This is a genomic window from Parvibaculum sp. (assembly GCF_030651915.1).
Classification (GTDB): domain Bacteria; phylum Pseudomonadota; class Alphaproteobacteria; order Parvibaculales; family Parvibaculaceae; genus Parvibaculum.
In genome coordinates, this window is sequence record NZ_JAUSBV010000002.1 from 16,220 (window position 1) to 29,288 (window position 13,069).

A 13,069-nucleotide genomic window follows, 5' to 3' on the forward strand; every position below is an offset into this window, starting at 1 on the left:
CATATAAGGCGAAAATCCGGCGCGGCGAGCGCCCGCAGGTAATCACGGCTTCGAGCGCTAATGCGCCTCGTCCCAGTTTTTGGCGGCGCGGGCGTCGACATCGAGCGGTACCGAAAGCGTGAGCGCCGGCGCGGCGGCACCCGACATGATCTTCGCCACCGCGTCACAGGTCTTTTCGGCTTCCTTTTCCGGTGCCTCGAAGATCAGTTCGTCATGGACCTGCAGCAACATGCGGGCCGAAAGCTTTGCCTTTGCAAGCGCGTCCGGCATGCGGATCATGGCGCGGCGGATGATGTCGGCGGCCGAACCCTGGATCGGTGCGTTGATTGCCGCGCGTTCCATGAAACTTTTTTCAGCCGGATTTTTCGAATTGATCTGCGGCAGATGGATGCGGCGCCCGAAGATGGTTTCGACATAGCCGTTCTTGTGGGCAAAGTCCTTGGTGTCGTCCATATAGGCGCGGATGCCGGGGAAACGTTCGAAGTAACGCGCGATATAGTCGCCCGCTTCCTGACGCGAAATGCCGAGCTGGTTGGCGAGACCGAAGGCCGAAATGCCGTAGATGATGCCGAAATTGATCGCCTTGGCGCGGCGGCGGATGCCGGGGTCCATGTCCTTCAGCGGCACCGAGAACATTTCGGAGGCCGTCATGGCGTGAATGTCGAGGCCGTCGGCAAATGCCTTCTTCAACGCGTCGATATCGGCGATATGGGCCAACAGGCGCAGTTCGATCTGGCTGTAGTCGGCCGAGATCAGCAGGTTGCCTTTTTCGGCGACGAAGGCGGTTCTGATCTTGCGGCCATCTTCGGTGCGCACCGGAATGTTCTGCAGGTTCGGCTCGGTCGAGGCGAGACGGCCGGTCGAGGTCGCGGCCAGCGAGTAGGAGGTATGGATGCGGCCGGTGTCCTTGTCGATGAACTCAGGCAGCGCATCCGTGTAGGTGCTTTTCAGTTTGGCAAGACCGCGCCAGTCGAGCACGGCACGGGGCAGCTCATGGCCTTGTGCCGCCAGCGCTTCCAGCATCTCGGCATCGGTCGACCAGGCACCCGTCTTGGTCTTCCTGCCGCCGTCGAGACCCTGCTTGTCGAAGAGGATTTCGCCGAGCTGTTTTGGCGAACCGATATTGAAGCGCTCGCCGGCCAGCGCATAAATCTCGTCCTCGAATTGCGCCATCTTCTGCGCAAAATCGGCCGAAAGCCGCGCCAGCACCGCCTTGTCGACCTTCACGCCGGCACGTTCCATCTCAACAATGACGGCGACGAGCGGGCGCTCCAGCGTTTCGTAGACCGTCATGCGGCGTTCGGCGACGAGGCGCGGTTTCAACACATGCCAGAGTCGCAGCGTCACATCGGCATCCTCGGCCGCATAGGCGACGGCCTTGTCGACGGGCACGCGGTCGAAAGTGATCTGTGACTTGCCCTTGCCGGCGACTTCGGAGAAGGCGATCGGCTTGTGGCCGAGATGAAGCTCCGAGAGCTCGTCCATGCCATGACCATGGATGCCCGCATCGAGCGCATAGGACATCAGCATCGTGTCATCGAGGGTTGTGAGCGCGATGCCGTGCTGGCGGAAGACCAACATATCGAATTTGAGGTTCTGGCCGATCTTCAGTACCGAAGGATCTTCGAGCAGCGGCTTCAGCGCCTTCAGCGCATCCTTCAGCGGGATCTGGGTCTGCGCGGCGGCATCGGCGAAATCGAGGCCGTCGCCGGCACCGTGCTGCAGCGGCACATAACAGGCCTCGCCGGGCACCAGCGCCATCGAGACACCGACAAGGCGGGCCTGCATCGCATCCAGCGAATCCGTTTCGGTGTCGACGGCGACAAAGCCCTGTTCGCGCGCCCGGGCGACCCAGGTTTCGAGATCGGCGAGGGTCACGACCGCCGTGTACCGCGCATCGGCGAAATCGGCATCGATGCCCTTGGGCGTCGCGCCGGGCACGCCGCCTTTCGCGCTGCGCGAAACGCTTTGCTTTTCTTTCTGCGGTTCGGCGGCCTCTGCACCGATGTCGGCTTGTGGCGGGTGCGCACCTGTCGCCGGGATCGCATCGACATCGATGTTGAAACGCTCGCCGACGCGCCGCGTCAGCGTCGAAAATTCCATGTCCTTGCAGAAGCCGATCAGCGTTTCGGGATCGGGATCGCGCACGCCCATCGTGTCGAGATCAATATCGACGGGGACATTGGCGTCGAGTTCGACCAGCCGGCGTGATATGCGTGCCTGATCAGCGAATTCGATCAGATTCTCGCGCCGCTTCTGCTGTTTGATTTCACCAGCGCGGGCCAGCAGCGTTTCGAGATCGCCATATTCCACAATCAATTGCGCGGCCGTCTTGATGCCAATGCCGGGAACACCCGGCACATTGTCGGTCGAATCGCCCGCCAACGCCTGTACATCGACAACCTTTTCGGGCGGCACGCCGAACTTCTCGATCACCTGTTCGCGGGCGATGGTTTTCAGCTTCATCGTGTCGAGCATGTCGACCCGGTCGTTGACGAGCTGCATCAGGTCCTTGTCGGAGGAGACGATGGTGACGCGGGCGCCGGCTTCATGGGCGAGCCGCGCATAGGTGGCAATCAGATCATCGGCCTCATAGCCCAGCATCTCGATCGAAGGCACGCCGAAGGCGCGGGTCGCATCGCGCACCAGCGCGAATTGCGGGCGCAAATCTTCGGGCGGTTCGGTGCGATTGGCCTTGTATTCGGGATAGATGTCGTTGCGGAAGGTCTTGGACGAGGCATCGAAAATGACCGCGAGATGGGTCGGCTCGAACTCGTCTTTCGTGTCCTCGATCAGCTTGTAGAGCATGTTGCAGAAGCCGGCGACGGCGCCGACGGGCAGGCCGTCCGACTTGCGCGTCAGCGGCGGCAGGGCGTGATAGGCACGGAAAATATAGCCCGAACCGTCGACCAGAAAGAGATGGTCGCCCTTTTTCAGGGGCTTGCCCGCCTCGGTTTTCTTTTCCGTTTTGCCGCTTGCCACGCGCCTCGCCTTCCCTATCTATGAGGCCTATGCTTGCCCTCCGCCTCGCGGCGGGACGCCACTATAACGCGTTCGCCGCTCCGCAACAGAACCCGCATCGAAGCCTTTAAAAGAGCCCCGCGTCATGGCCCATTCGCTTGCCGACACCGATCCGACCGTCGAAACCCGCATGCCCGCCGAGCCCGCACCGCATTCAGCGGCGCGCTTTTCCATCGAGGCGCGGAATTTGCGGAAGGTCTACAAGGCGAGCGGCAACCAGCCGGCCAAGGAAGCGCTGAAGGGGATTGACCTTGCGATCCCGCGCGGTTCGATTTTCGCGCTGCTGGGGCCGAACGGCGCCGGCAAATCGACCTTCATCAATATTCTCGCCGGTCTCGTCATCAAGACATCGGGTGCGGCCTCCGTATGGGGTTTCGATATTGACGTCAATCCGCGCCAGGCGCGGGCTTCGATCGGCGTCGTGCCGCAGGAACTCAGCATCGATCCGTTTTTCACGCCGGCTGAAGTGCTGGAAATGCAGGCCGGGCTTTACGGCGTGCCGAAGCGCGAGCGCCGCACCATGGAGATTCTCGCGGCCATGGGGCTGGAGGACAAGGCGGATGCCTATGCGCGCACGCTGTCGGGCGGCATGCGGCGGCGGCTGCTGGTCGCCAAGGCCATGGTCCACAATCCGCCGGTGCTGATCCTCGATGAGCCGACGGCCGGCGTCGACATCGAGCTTCGCCGCCAGCTCTGGGACTATGTGAAGGGGCTGCATGCGCGGGGCACGACCATTGTGCTGACCACGCATTATCTCGAAGAGGCAGAAGCGCTGTGCGACACGATCGCGATCATCGACAAGGGCGCGGTCGTTTGCTGCGAGCCGAAGGAGCAATTGCTGGCACGGATCAGCGACAAGAAGCTGATCGTGCGGCCAGCCTCGCCCATTGCGGCGCTGCCGGCGGCGCTTCAGGGCCTGAAGGCCGAACTCAGGTCCGACGGCGCGCTGACCGTGCAGTACAATCCGGCCGAGACCGGCGTCATGGCGATCCTCGGGCAGATCGGGGCGGCCGGCATCGAGATCGGCGACATTTCGACCGAGGAATCCGACCTCGAAGACGTTTTCCTGCAGCTCACCTCGCCGCATTGACGGCTCAGGCCGAGGCGCGCTTGACCAGTTCGCCCATCACCATATCGACGCCCGCGCCGACGCTGAGCGGCAGCAGCACCGCCTCGATTTCGGTTGCCGGGCCCGACTTCGCAAAGACCGCCGCGCCATAGACGCGCAAGGGGCGGCGCAACTGGCAGACCACGCCCAGCACCTTGGCGAGGGCGGCGGCGGGCTTTTCCGAGATATCGCTTTCAAGCGTGCGGCCGGTGAAATCGCGGCCGAAAAGCTCGTTGAGCGCGGTGCCCATCAGGCGGACGCGGAAATGCGCCAGCGACAGCGCCGGCGGCTCGGCATCGACCAGAAAGACCGAGGGCAGGTGACTGACGATCTCGGCCGGGCGGATATCGGCGCGGGCCGGACAGGCCGTGCCGGCGCGCTTTGCTTCCCAATAGGCCAGCATTTCGCGGAGACGGGCGTCCTGGAACGACAGGAGCGGGTCGATGAAAACATCGAAAGGCGCGAGCCGCAGGGCTTCGGGCGCTTGGGTCGACATGGGAACGCGGAACTCTTTTCATGCACGGCGGGCGAAGGCGCGCGGCGGCGGAAATACTCGGTTCCTTCCTATAGGCGAATTCGAGAGGCCCGCCAAGGCGCGACGCGGCCTCAGGGCGCGGTCACCAGGCGCAGAATGGCGCGGGTCGCCTCGCGGGCGTTGAAATCGCTTTCGCCTTTGGCGCCCATATGCGGCCGCGTCATCGCCATGCCTTCGATGAAGGCGACGGCCTGGCGGGCGCGGCGCTCGCGTTCGCGCGGCGTCAGCGCCGGATTGAGCGTTTTGACGATGCCTTCAAAGCCTTCGAGATAGACCGCGTAATAGCGCTGCAACGCTGCGGCAATGGCCTGGTTGCGGGCGGCGAAGCTTGCGACTTCCAGCATGAAGATGCCGCAATCGCGGCGGTAGGCCTCGTCATTCAGCAGGAAATCGAGGGCGCGGTGGAGGCGCTGCTCGCCCGAACCGCCGCCGCCCGTGAAGCGCGCGATGATCTCATCGCTGTAGCGGCGGACGAAGCGATCGAGCAATTCCGCCAGCATTTCTGCGGGATTCTGGAAGTAATACTGCACATGGCTGAGGCGGAGGCCAGCGCGGGCGGCGACGCCGCGGGCGGAAAAACGCGCATAGCCGTCTTCGAGCAGCAGGGCGGAGGCCGCTTCGAGGATTTCCTCGCGGCGGCTCATGCCTTTTCCGGTGGCGGCGGGGGCGGATTGCATCATGGCCGGGAGACTAGCGCGCGCGCCCGGCCTTGACAAAATTGGTCATATGACCAATATCGCCCGCAACCGAAACACGAGGAGAGGCGACGATGACGAAACGCATTTTGCTGGCGGGCGGCTATGGCGTGGTGGGGGCGCAGGCGGCGCGGCTCCTGCGCAAGCACCACCCCGACGTCGAGATCCTGATCGGCGGCAGGCGCCAGGCGGAAGCCGAAAAGCTCGCGGCCGAAATCGGCAAGGCGCGCGGCGTCGCGCTCGACACGACTGAGGCCGATCCGTTGGCCGCGTTCGCCGAGATCGATGCCGTCGGCGTTTTTGTTCACGAGACGGACGATCTGCTGCTGCGCGCGGCGCTGAGGCGCGGCATCGCCTATATGGACATGACGCGCGGCTGGGACGCGATGACGCGCGGGCTGGCGACCGCCGCGCTTTTCGAGATGCGCGCGCCGGCGCTTTTCAGCTCGCACTGGATGGCCGGCGGACCGGCGATCGTCGCCCATGCGCTGGCGCAAGGGCTCGACGATGTGGCGCGCATCGACATCTCGATCCTTTATTATACCGGCGATAGAATGGGCCCGGATTCGGCGAGCGCGGGCACCGGCATGTCGCAAGAGTTTGTTGCGCGCGTAGGCGGCGATTGGCGGCGCGTCGCGCCGCTCAGCGACGAAAAGCGGGTGCGCTTTCCCTCCGGCGCGGTGCGGACGGTCTACCGGATGAACATGGGCGATGTGGTGACGCCGGCGCTGGCGAGCGGCGCGGCGGAAGTCGGCGTCAGGCTCGGCCTCGACAAGGGCAATGCGCTGGCGGCCATGCGGCGGCTGATCCGGCTCGGCATATGGGGTGTGCTGATGAAAATTCCGGGCATCAGCGCGATTGCGGCGACGAAGCCCGGCCCCGGCGCGGCGCATGAAATCGTCATCGAGGTCGAGGGCGCGACGGACGGGCGCCGCGAAACGCGGCGCGCGACGATCGTCGATCCGCTGGGCCAGTCGCATCTCACCGCCGTCGGCGCGCTTTATGCGCTCGAACGCGTGGCGGGGCTCGGACAGGCGCGGCTGCGCCCCGGCGCGGCGCTGCCCGAGAGCGATTTCACGGCGGCGGGTTTCGCGCGGCTGAAGACGCTTTACGCGGCCGAGGGCATCGCGCTGACGCTCTGAACAGGCGCCCATTCGGCCGATTGTCAGGACCCGCGCTTTGTTCTACCTTGCGCCCGCTTCGCCGGGCGACCCTCGTCCGGCCCTGGCACCCGTAGCTCAGCTGGATAGAGCGCTGCCCTCCGAAGGCAGAGGTCACAAGTTCGAATCTTGTCGGGTGCACCACTTTTCAGGCTGCGAAAACCGGCCTGGACCCCCCCCTCTGTCACAAATCTGTCATAAAACTGTCACAAACCGCCTTTTTATTGATCCGTGTACGGATGGAGCGGCCACTTATCCCCGGGTTTTACAGGCCGGCGCGCGGCGGGCCGGATGGTTTGAAGGGACGGGGATGGGGTTTTCGGCTAATAACGGCATCAAGATGTGAATGCCGCCGATCCACATCCCGGCCGCGCGCGGGGCGGCCGCGGGCGGATGGCCGGCGGTGGAAATCTCCGGAGCCTCGATTGACGAAACTTCTTTATCTGATCGCCGGGTTCGTGGCGCTGGGGCTGGGCGGGCTCGGCGTGTTGCTGCCGCTGCTGCCGACCGTGCCGTTCCTGATCCTCGCCGCCTTCTGTTTTGCGCGCAGCAACAAGGCGCTGGAGCAAAGGCTGCTGACGCATCCGACCTTCGGCTTCCATATTCGCCTGTGGCGGGAGCGCGGCGCCATCTCGCGCCGGGGCAAGCAGGCGGCGCTGATCGCTTTCGCCATCAGTGCGGTTGTCGCGCTGCTGCTGGCGCCGCTGCCCTGGTCGCTGGCGCCGCTGGCGGCGGCGCTGATCGGCGGCAGCTGGATCTGGACGCGGCCGGAGCGGTGAAGGGTTGGGGGGTGTACGGAGGAAGTTGGCGCCGCCCGCCGCCGCATGGGGCCTGTCCGCTGTGAAGGCGCGGCGGGCTTGGGCGGGCATAAAATCCCCAATTTGGGGTTGAACAAACCTGTTATGGGTATGTTGTTGATATAATAAGGTTATATCTGTCGTTCTTGAGTTTCCCCAAAATGGGGTCTATAATCCCCAATATGGGTAAAGAACGGAACCAGTTGAACATATCGGATGCGCTGTTCGCGAGCACGCGGCAGCGCGTTCTCGGTCTCCTGTTCGGCAATCCGAACCGCAGCTTCTACACTTCCGAGATCGTCAGGCACGTGCAATCGGGGACGGGCGGCGTGGAGCGGGAATTGTCGCGATTTCTGCGCAGCGGACTGGTGTCGGTCTCGAAGATCGGCAATCAGAAGCACTATCAAGCGAACCCGGCATCCCCGGTGTTCGAAGAATTGCGCGGACTGGTGCTGAAGACGGTCGGCCTGGCAGAACCGCTGCGCGCCGCGCTCGTGCCCCATGCGGGAAAGATCGAAGCCGCTTTCGTCTATGGCTCGATCGCAAACAGGACCGACACGGCGCGGAGCGACATCGACGTTATGGTGATCGGCGACGGTTTGAGCTACGCGGACCTCTATGTGGCATTCCAGCAGGCCGAGGCCATCCTGGGCCGCCAGGTTAAACCGACCTTCCTTTCGCCCGACGACTGGAAGCGCAAGCTTTGCCAAAAGGACTCGTTCGTCGACAAGATCAGTACGCAGCCGAAGATATTCCTCTATGGCTCGGAGGAACGGCTTCATGAGTAGCCAAGAACTCGACAACCTCGTCAGGATCGGCAAGCTCAAGCGCGAAGCCCCCGCGCGCGCGGAGTTCGACGGCCTCGTCGATTCCGCGAAGAAGCGGTTGGCGGACTCCCGGAACGAGGGCCTCTCGCCGGAGAGCCGTTTCGACCTCGCCTACAACGCTGCGCATGCCTTCGCTCTCGCGGCGCTGCGCCAGAACGGCTACCGCTCGGAGGATCGCTACATCGTGTTCCAGGCTCTCGTCCATACGGTCGAGATTGAGCCCGTTGTCTCGCGCGTGCTGGCGAGGTGCCACAACGAACGCAATCTCGCCGAATATCAAGGCCGCACCGAGGTGGACGAGCGGCTTCTGAGCGAACTGATCGACTGCGCCACGAAACTGGAGACGGCGGTGGCGCGACTCACGCCGCCGCCCGCCGCGAAATGAGGGCGGCGGGAGCGTCCGCCGCAGGCTGCGGCGAGCCGGCGGTGCTGATCGGCGGCAGCTGGATCTGGACGCGGCCGGAGCGGTGAGGGTTTGGGGGGGTTATCGAGACGCGCACCCGATAACACTTTGTCAGCACTATGAGTGCTATACCATTGAATTAATTGGGAGAAAATTTTCAGTACCGGGATTGTGCAGGATGCCGCAGGTGCTGTAAATGCGCCACACCGATTGAACCGGTGATTCCTGCGCGCCATATATAAAATGACAAGTCAAGAATTTTGTGAGATAGCCTCACGTATGAAGGCGAATATGCTGCGATTCCAGTTCAATGAGAAGAAGGGCGTCGAGGCATTGACATATATTGCCTCGACATGGCCCGGCCTGACCGCATTTTTCGCGGCCAAGGTTCTTTTCTTCGCTGAAAAGCAGCACCTGAACCGCTATGCGCGGCCGATTGTCGGCGACACGTTCATTGCCATGCCTAACGGTCCGGTGCCGTCGACGCTCTATGATTTCATCAAGGGCCGACTCGACCAAGCTGGCGACCCTGACGCTATTATGGCTGCGCTTCTGATCGAGCGCGATCCGTATCCGCGTGTTGCCGCCCAGCGTGACCCGGATCTGAATGTATTGTCGCCGAGCGACTTGGAGTGCCTCGACGAAGCGATCGCTTTTTGCAGGGGTCGCGGCTTTGGTGCTCTGTCGAGCCTGACGCATCAGGAGCGCGCTTGGCTGGAAGCTCCGGCCAATGGTCCGATGGACTACGAACACATGATCGATGGCGAGGGCGACGAGCGAGAAGCTATCGTTTCCGAGGCCAGAGAGTTTGCGGCCTACGGTGTTCTGTGAACGTCGGCCACGTCTATGTCATCCACACTGCTCTTGCGCGTCCTCCGAAGGACAAACTCACAGTTTGCATCTGCGCGACTGACAACCTGTTCTTCTGGATCAACACCAATCCCCAGCGGCATAACATAGGGCAGCTTGCCCTTGTCGCAGCCGATCATGGCGCATTGAAACACGACTGCTTTCTGGACTGTTCGCGGGTTACGACATTTTCGCAACACGAGCTGGACGCCGCCCAGCCTCGCGGGAGCATTTCAGCCGCGCTGGCTCAGCGCATCGTTGCGCTGCTGGAAAACGATCCGCCAAAGACCTTACCACCGCGCTTTCTGAAGCTCGCGATCGACAACATCACGCCGCTGTTTCGATAGCAGTTGCTCGCTGGTCCAGATCGCTGCATCGATGAGGCAGGGCAGCGTTAACGCCAACGATTTCGCTGCGGACTGCCTTCGTTGCGAGAGCGCTTGAAGAATTCTCGGTCGATGGCTCGGACCTTTGAGTTTTGGCATGTCCGGATTACCCCGATTTCCTATTCATCCGCTTCGGTAGCGTCCGCGTCGCCCGACAAGTCCATCTCGATGGTCTTCATGATCCGGTCGGTCTCGGCGAGGATTTTGACGATCTTCTGGTAGTGCTTCACATCCTCGAAGGTCAGTGCGCGTCCCTTGCGGTCCTTCAGCCATTTTTGCGCCGGCTGGTAGCCGCCGATGAAGAAATTCCACGCGACTTCCGGTACGCCGTCGAAATATTGCACGGCGTTGATGAAGACCTTGCTCTTTTCAAAGCGGGGCTTGTCCACCTCGTTGTCGCCCGCGCCCTTGAAGGGGAAGGGTGTCTCGCCCACGGCGTCCGCTTCCATCAGGTGCAGGCGGCGCAATAGGCCGCCCTTCTCCGCCACGTCCCAGAATTCCGTAGGGCTCGAAGGCCAGGGGATGCGCGGAAAATCCGATTTCAGGAATTCGGCATAGGCCTCGCGATAGGCGGGGCAGTGCAGCACGCCATAGATGTAGTCGAAGGTTGCGATCTCGTCCGGCTCGCCATGCTTCTTGTCCTTCGCCAGCCCTTTCAGTTTTTTCCAGAGCTTGGGATCGAAATTCACGCGACGTGTCTGGTCGAGGTCGGATTCGGAGGGATAGAGGTACAGGGGAAAGTTCTTGGCGTTGGACGCAGTGGTTCCAGAAAGGAAAATAACCTCGGAAATATTCTCAGTAACGAATGCGTGATGAAACCTGGCATCCCTGAAAGCTGCAGGAGCAAGAAGACCGATATTTCTGTGACCAACGTAGTGACGCATAACATCCCCACGGGGGTAACAATGAAATCCACGAGAATTTCCGGTATAGAGCGTCCAACAAGTATCAAACGGCCGATATGATATTTGTGTTAGATGTTCGCGGTCAAAATGCTCGTGAACATCTTTTTTTGCCCCTGCAACAGTCCAATCTCGTACGTCCTTTCCAAGGTTGTACTTCTCCCGAAGTTCTTCGACTTCAAGTTTGGTGAAGTCCTGCACCCTCTTCCACAACTCTTCCTTGTCCATGTCGATGGTAAGTGCGTCGCGCGCAGTGACAATACCTACTGAGTTGACGGGCATGAACTCTTGAACGCCGAATCCGGCCCGATATGCCTCTTCCCGGTCGGAGTTGCGCGGTGCCAATACATAATGAGGAGAGGCAGGCTGCAAACTCTCCCATGAGCTTCCAGTGAGTGACCCCTTCCAAAGCGCATCGTATTTCGCGTTTCGCTCGCCCCACAAATCCCTGTGGAGAATTTCAGCAAGCGGTTTGCCCTTAGTGTCACCTCCCTTCTTAGTCGCAATGACAATCGCCACGCCGGTCAAAATATCGAAGACGTTCTTGTCCGACTTGCCGTCAGGTGTCTTTTCCTTCTTGTTCGAGTTTCCGTGCAGATCGAGCACGAAAATCTTGTCGAACGTGTTCATCAAGTGCCATCGCATGCCCCGGAAGGTCGGGTTGTCGAGATAGCCATGGCTGGAAATGAAACCGAGAATGCCCTCACCGTTCTTCTCGATCAGATGTTCCGAAAAGCGGATGAACTTGACGTAGTCATCATTGATCCATTTCGGATTGCGTTCCTTCAACTTCTCCTTGCCGCCGGGCTCTTTCTTGTAGGCTTCCATCAGACGCATGATCCAGTCGCCCTTGTTAGCGCTCTCGCCCGAATAAGGGGGATTGCCGATCACCACCATGATCGGCATGTCGCGTTTGATGGTGTTGGCCTCTTTCACCTCATTGGACAGCCATTGCGCGAAGGGCAGCGTCTGGTTCGCCGGTTCGCCTTCCTCCAGACTGTTTGTCAGATAGACGCGGAGGCGCGGTGGCGAGCCAGTCGGCTTGTAGCCGAGTTCGGTCAGCACCATGTCGAGCTTCATGTGGCACATGGCATATGATGCCATCAGAAGCTCGAAGCCATGCAGGCGCGGGATCAGGTCTTTTTCGATGTAGGCGGACCACATGCCCTCGGCGACGTCCTTGACCTTGGGCGCGATCTGCTTGACGACTTCGGCGAGGAAGGTGCCGGTGCCGACGGCGGGATCGAGAATCTGGACGCGATGGACTTCCTTCTTGATTCTGACGGGCTTTGCGTTCTTGGTTTGCCCGGTATCCCAATCCACCACCACCTTCGATGTATCGGCCAGACCATCCGGCAATCCGAATTCGGTCTGCAACACTTCGTCCACGGCACGGACAATGAAATTCACCACCGGCTCGGGCGTGTACCAGACGCCGCGTGCCTTGCGCTTGGCCGGATTGTAGGCGGCGAGGAAGGTTTCGTAGAAATGCAGGAACGGGTCGTTGCGGCCGGTCAACTTGCCGAAGCCGCTCATCAGCTTGCCGAGATCGCAGGCCTGAAAGACTTCCGCCAAATCGTCGATGATCCATCTGATGCGGTCGTCGAGATCGGGTCCGGCGATATAGCCGAAGAGATTGCGCAGGAAGGGGTTCGATTTCGGCAGCAGTTCCAGCGCTTCCTGCCTTGAGAAGGTGTCGAGCGTCGTGTCGTGCAGCCGCGCCGCGAACATGCCGTAGGCGATGGTCTCGGCATAGATGTCGGCGAAATCCTCCGGCGTGATGTCGTGGATCAACTGTTCCTTGAAGACGCTGTATTGCTCCGAAAGCGTCGACCGGAATTCCTTGTCCGCCCGCAGCACATTGCCGAAAATATCCTTGATGAGGGTCGCCTTGCCCGCCATCATTTTCGCCAGCACGGCGGGCGAGGTGATGCTCTGCGGCGTCTGCGCCAGAAAATCCTTGAGCAGGTTTTCGAGTTCTTCGAATTTTTCGGACTTCAGCTCGACGCCCTTGCCGAGCGTGGCGACCGACACGCGGGACATGCGCTCGCCGTCGCGGAAGAATTCGAAATCGATTCCGTTGGTATAGATCAGGTTCGGCAGGCCCTTCAGGTAGCGTTCCTGCTGTTCCTTGTTGGTGCCTTTCAGCGCGCGAAGATCGACATCGATGTCCTTGGCCTCAACATGGCCGATGACGATATCCTTGCGCTGGATGATGAAGTCGGGCGCGCCGCAGTCGACGCGCTTCGGCTCGTTGAGCGCCGTCACGCCCCCGTCCATCGCGTGAAAGAGAGATTCGATGGCGGAACGGTAGGAATGTTCGGTTGCCTTGCCGCTTTTGGCGACGGCCTGAATTTTCGAGAGATAGTCGCCGATCGCGCTCATG

Annotated in this window: 11 protein-coding genes and 1 tRNA gene; 8 read left to right on the top strand and 4 right to left on the bottom strand. The window is 61.4% G+C overall.

Annotated elements, in window-relative coordinates:
* Window positions 1-57: 57 nt before the first annotated feature.
* Window positions 58-2,937, bottom strand: a complete 2,880-nt coding sequence (polA, locus tag Q7V31_RS00545; RefSeq protein ID WP_304732487.1) for a DNA polymerase I — start codon at window positions 2,935-2,937, stop codon at window positions 58-60.
* Window positions 2,938-3,106: 169 nt separating this feature from the next.
* Here polA and Q7V31_RS00550 point away from each other — a divergent pair, with 169 nt between their 5' ends.
* Window positions 3,107-4,111 carry an ABC transporter ATP-binding protein gene (locus tag Q7V31_RS00550; protein ID WP_304731763.1) on the top strand — a complete coding sequence of 335 codons (1,005 nt, stop codon included), beginning with the start codon at window positions 3,107-3,109 and terminating at the stop codon, window positions 4,109-4,111.
* 4 nt (window positions 4,112-4,115) lie between these two features.
* Here the strand turns inward: Q7V31_RS00550 and Q7V31_RS00555 are convergent, their stop codons facing one another.
* Both Q7V31_RS00555 and Q7V31_RS00560 read right to left on the bottom strand, forming a co-directional pair.
* On the bottom strand, window positions 4,116-4,625 hold the full coding sequence (locus Q7V31_RS00555; RefSeq protein WP_304731764.1) for a PAS domain-containing protein: 510 nt from the start codon (window positions 4,623-4,625) through the stop codon (window positions 4,116-4,118).
* Between the two features lie 110 nt (window positions 4,626-4,735).
* Complete coding sequence (locus Q7V31_RS00560) at window positions 4,736-5,308, bottom strand: TetR/AcrR family transcriptional regulator (protein WP_304731765.1); 573 nt, start codon at window positions 5,306-5,308, stop codon at window positions 4,736-4,738.
* 125 nt (window positions 5,309-5,433) lie between these two features.
* Between Q7V31_RS00560 and Q7V31_RS00565 the strand changes: the two genes are divergently transcribed.
* From Q7V31_RS00565 to Q7V31_RS00595, 7 genes are all read left to right on the top strand, one after another.
* The gene (locus tag Q7V31_RS00565; protein WP_304731766.1) at window positions 5,434-6,501 is read left to right on the top strand and encodes a hypothetical protein; all 1,068 of its coding nucleotides are present in this window, start codon (window positions 5,434-5,436) and stop codon (window positions 6,499-6,501) included.
* A gap of 85 nt (window positions 6,502-6,586) precedes the next feature.
* Window positions 6,587-6,663, top strand: a tRNA-Arg gene (locus Q7V31_RS00570).
* A 281-nt stretch (window positions 6,664-6,944) separates the two neighbouring features.
* Window positions 6,945-7,298, top strand: a complete 354-nt coding sequence (locus Q7V31_RS00575; RefSeq protein WP_304731767.1) for a YbaN family protein — start codon at window positions 6,945-6,947, stop codon at window positions 7,296-7,298.
* A gap of 221 nt (window positions 7,299-7,519) precedes the next feature.
* Entirely contained in the window at window positions 7,520-8,104 is a 585-nt protein-coding gene (locus tag Q7V31_RS00580) for a transcriptional regulator (protein WP_304731768.1), read from the top strand.
* On the top strand, window positions 8,097-8,528 hold the full coding sequence (locus Q7V31_RS00585) for a hypothetical protein (protein ID WP_304731769.1): 432 nt from the start codon (window positions 8,097-8,099) through the stop codon (window positions 8,526-8,528). The genes Q7V31_RS00580 and Q7V31_RS00585 overlap by 8 nt, the downstream gene beginning before the upstream one ends.
* Before the next feature lie 297 nt (window positions 8,529-8,825).
* Window positions 8,826-9,377 carry a Panacea domain-containing protein gene (locus tag Q7V31_RS00590; protein ID WP_304731770.1) on the top strand — a complete coding sequence of 184 codons (552 nt, stop codon included), beginning with the start codon at window positions 8,826-8,828 and terminating at the stop codon, window positions 9,375-9,377.
* Window positions 9,374-9,742 (top strand): hypothetical protein, encoded by a 369-nt coding sequence (locus tag Q7V31_RS00595; protein WP_304731771.1) that lies wholly within the window; start codon window positions 9,374-9,376, stop codon window positions 9,740-9,742. Before Q7V31_RS00590 ends, Q7V31_RS00595 begins: the two co-directional genes overlap by 4 nt.
* Window positions 9,743-9,900: 158 nt before the next feature.
* Here the strand turns inward: Q7V31_RS00595 and Q7V31_RS00600 are convergent, their stop codons facing one another.
* On the bottom strand, window positions 9,901-13,068 hold the full coding sequence (locus tag Q7V31_RS00600) for a type ISP restriction/modification enzyme (RefSeq protein WP_304731772.1): 3,168 nt from the start codon (window positions 13,066-13,068) through the stop codon (window positions 9,901-9,903).
* Window position 13,069 lies beyond the last annotated feature (1 nt).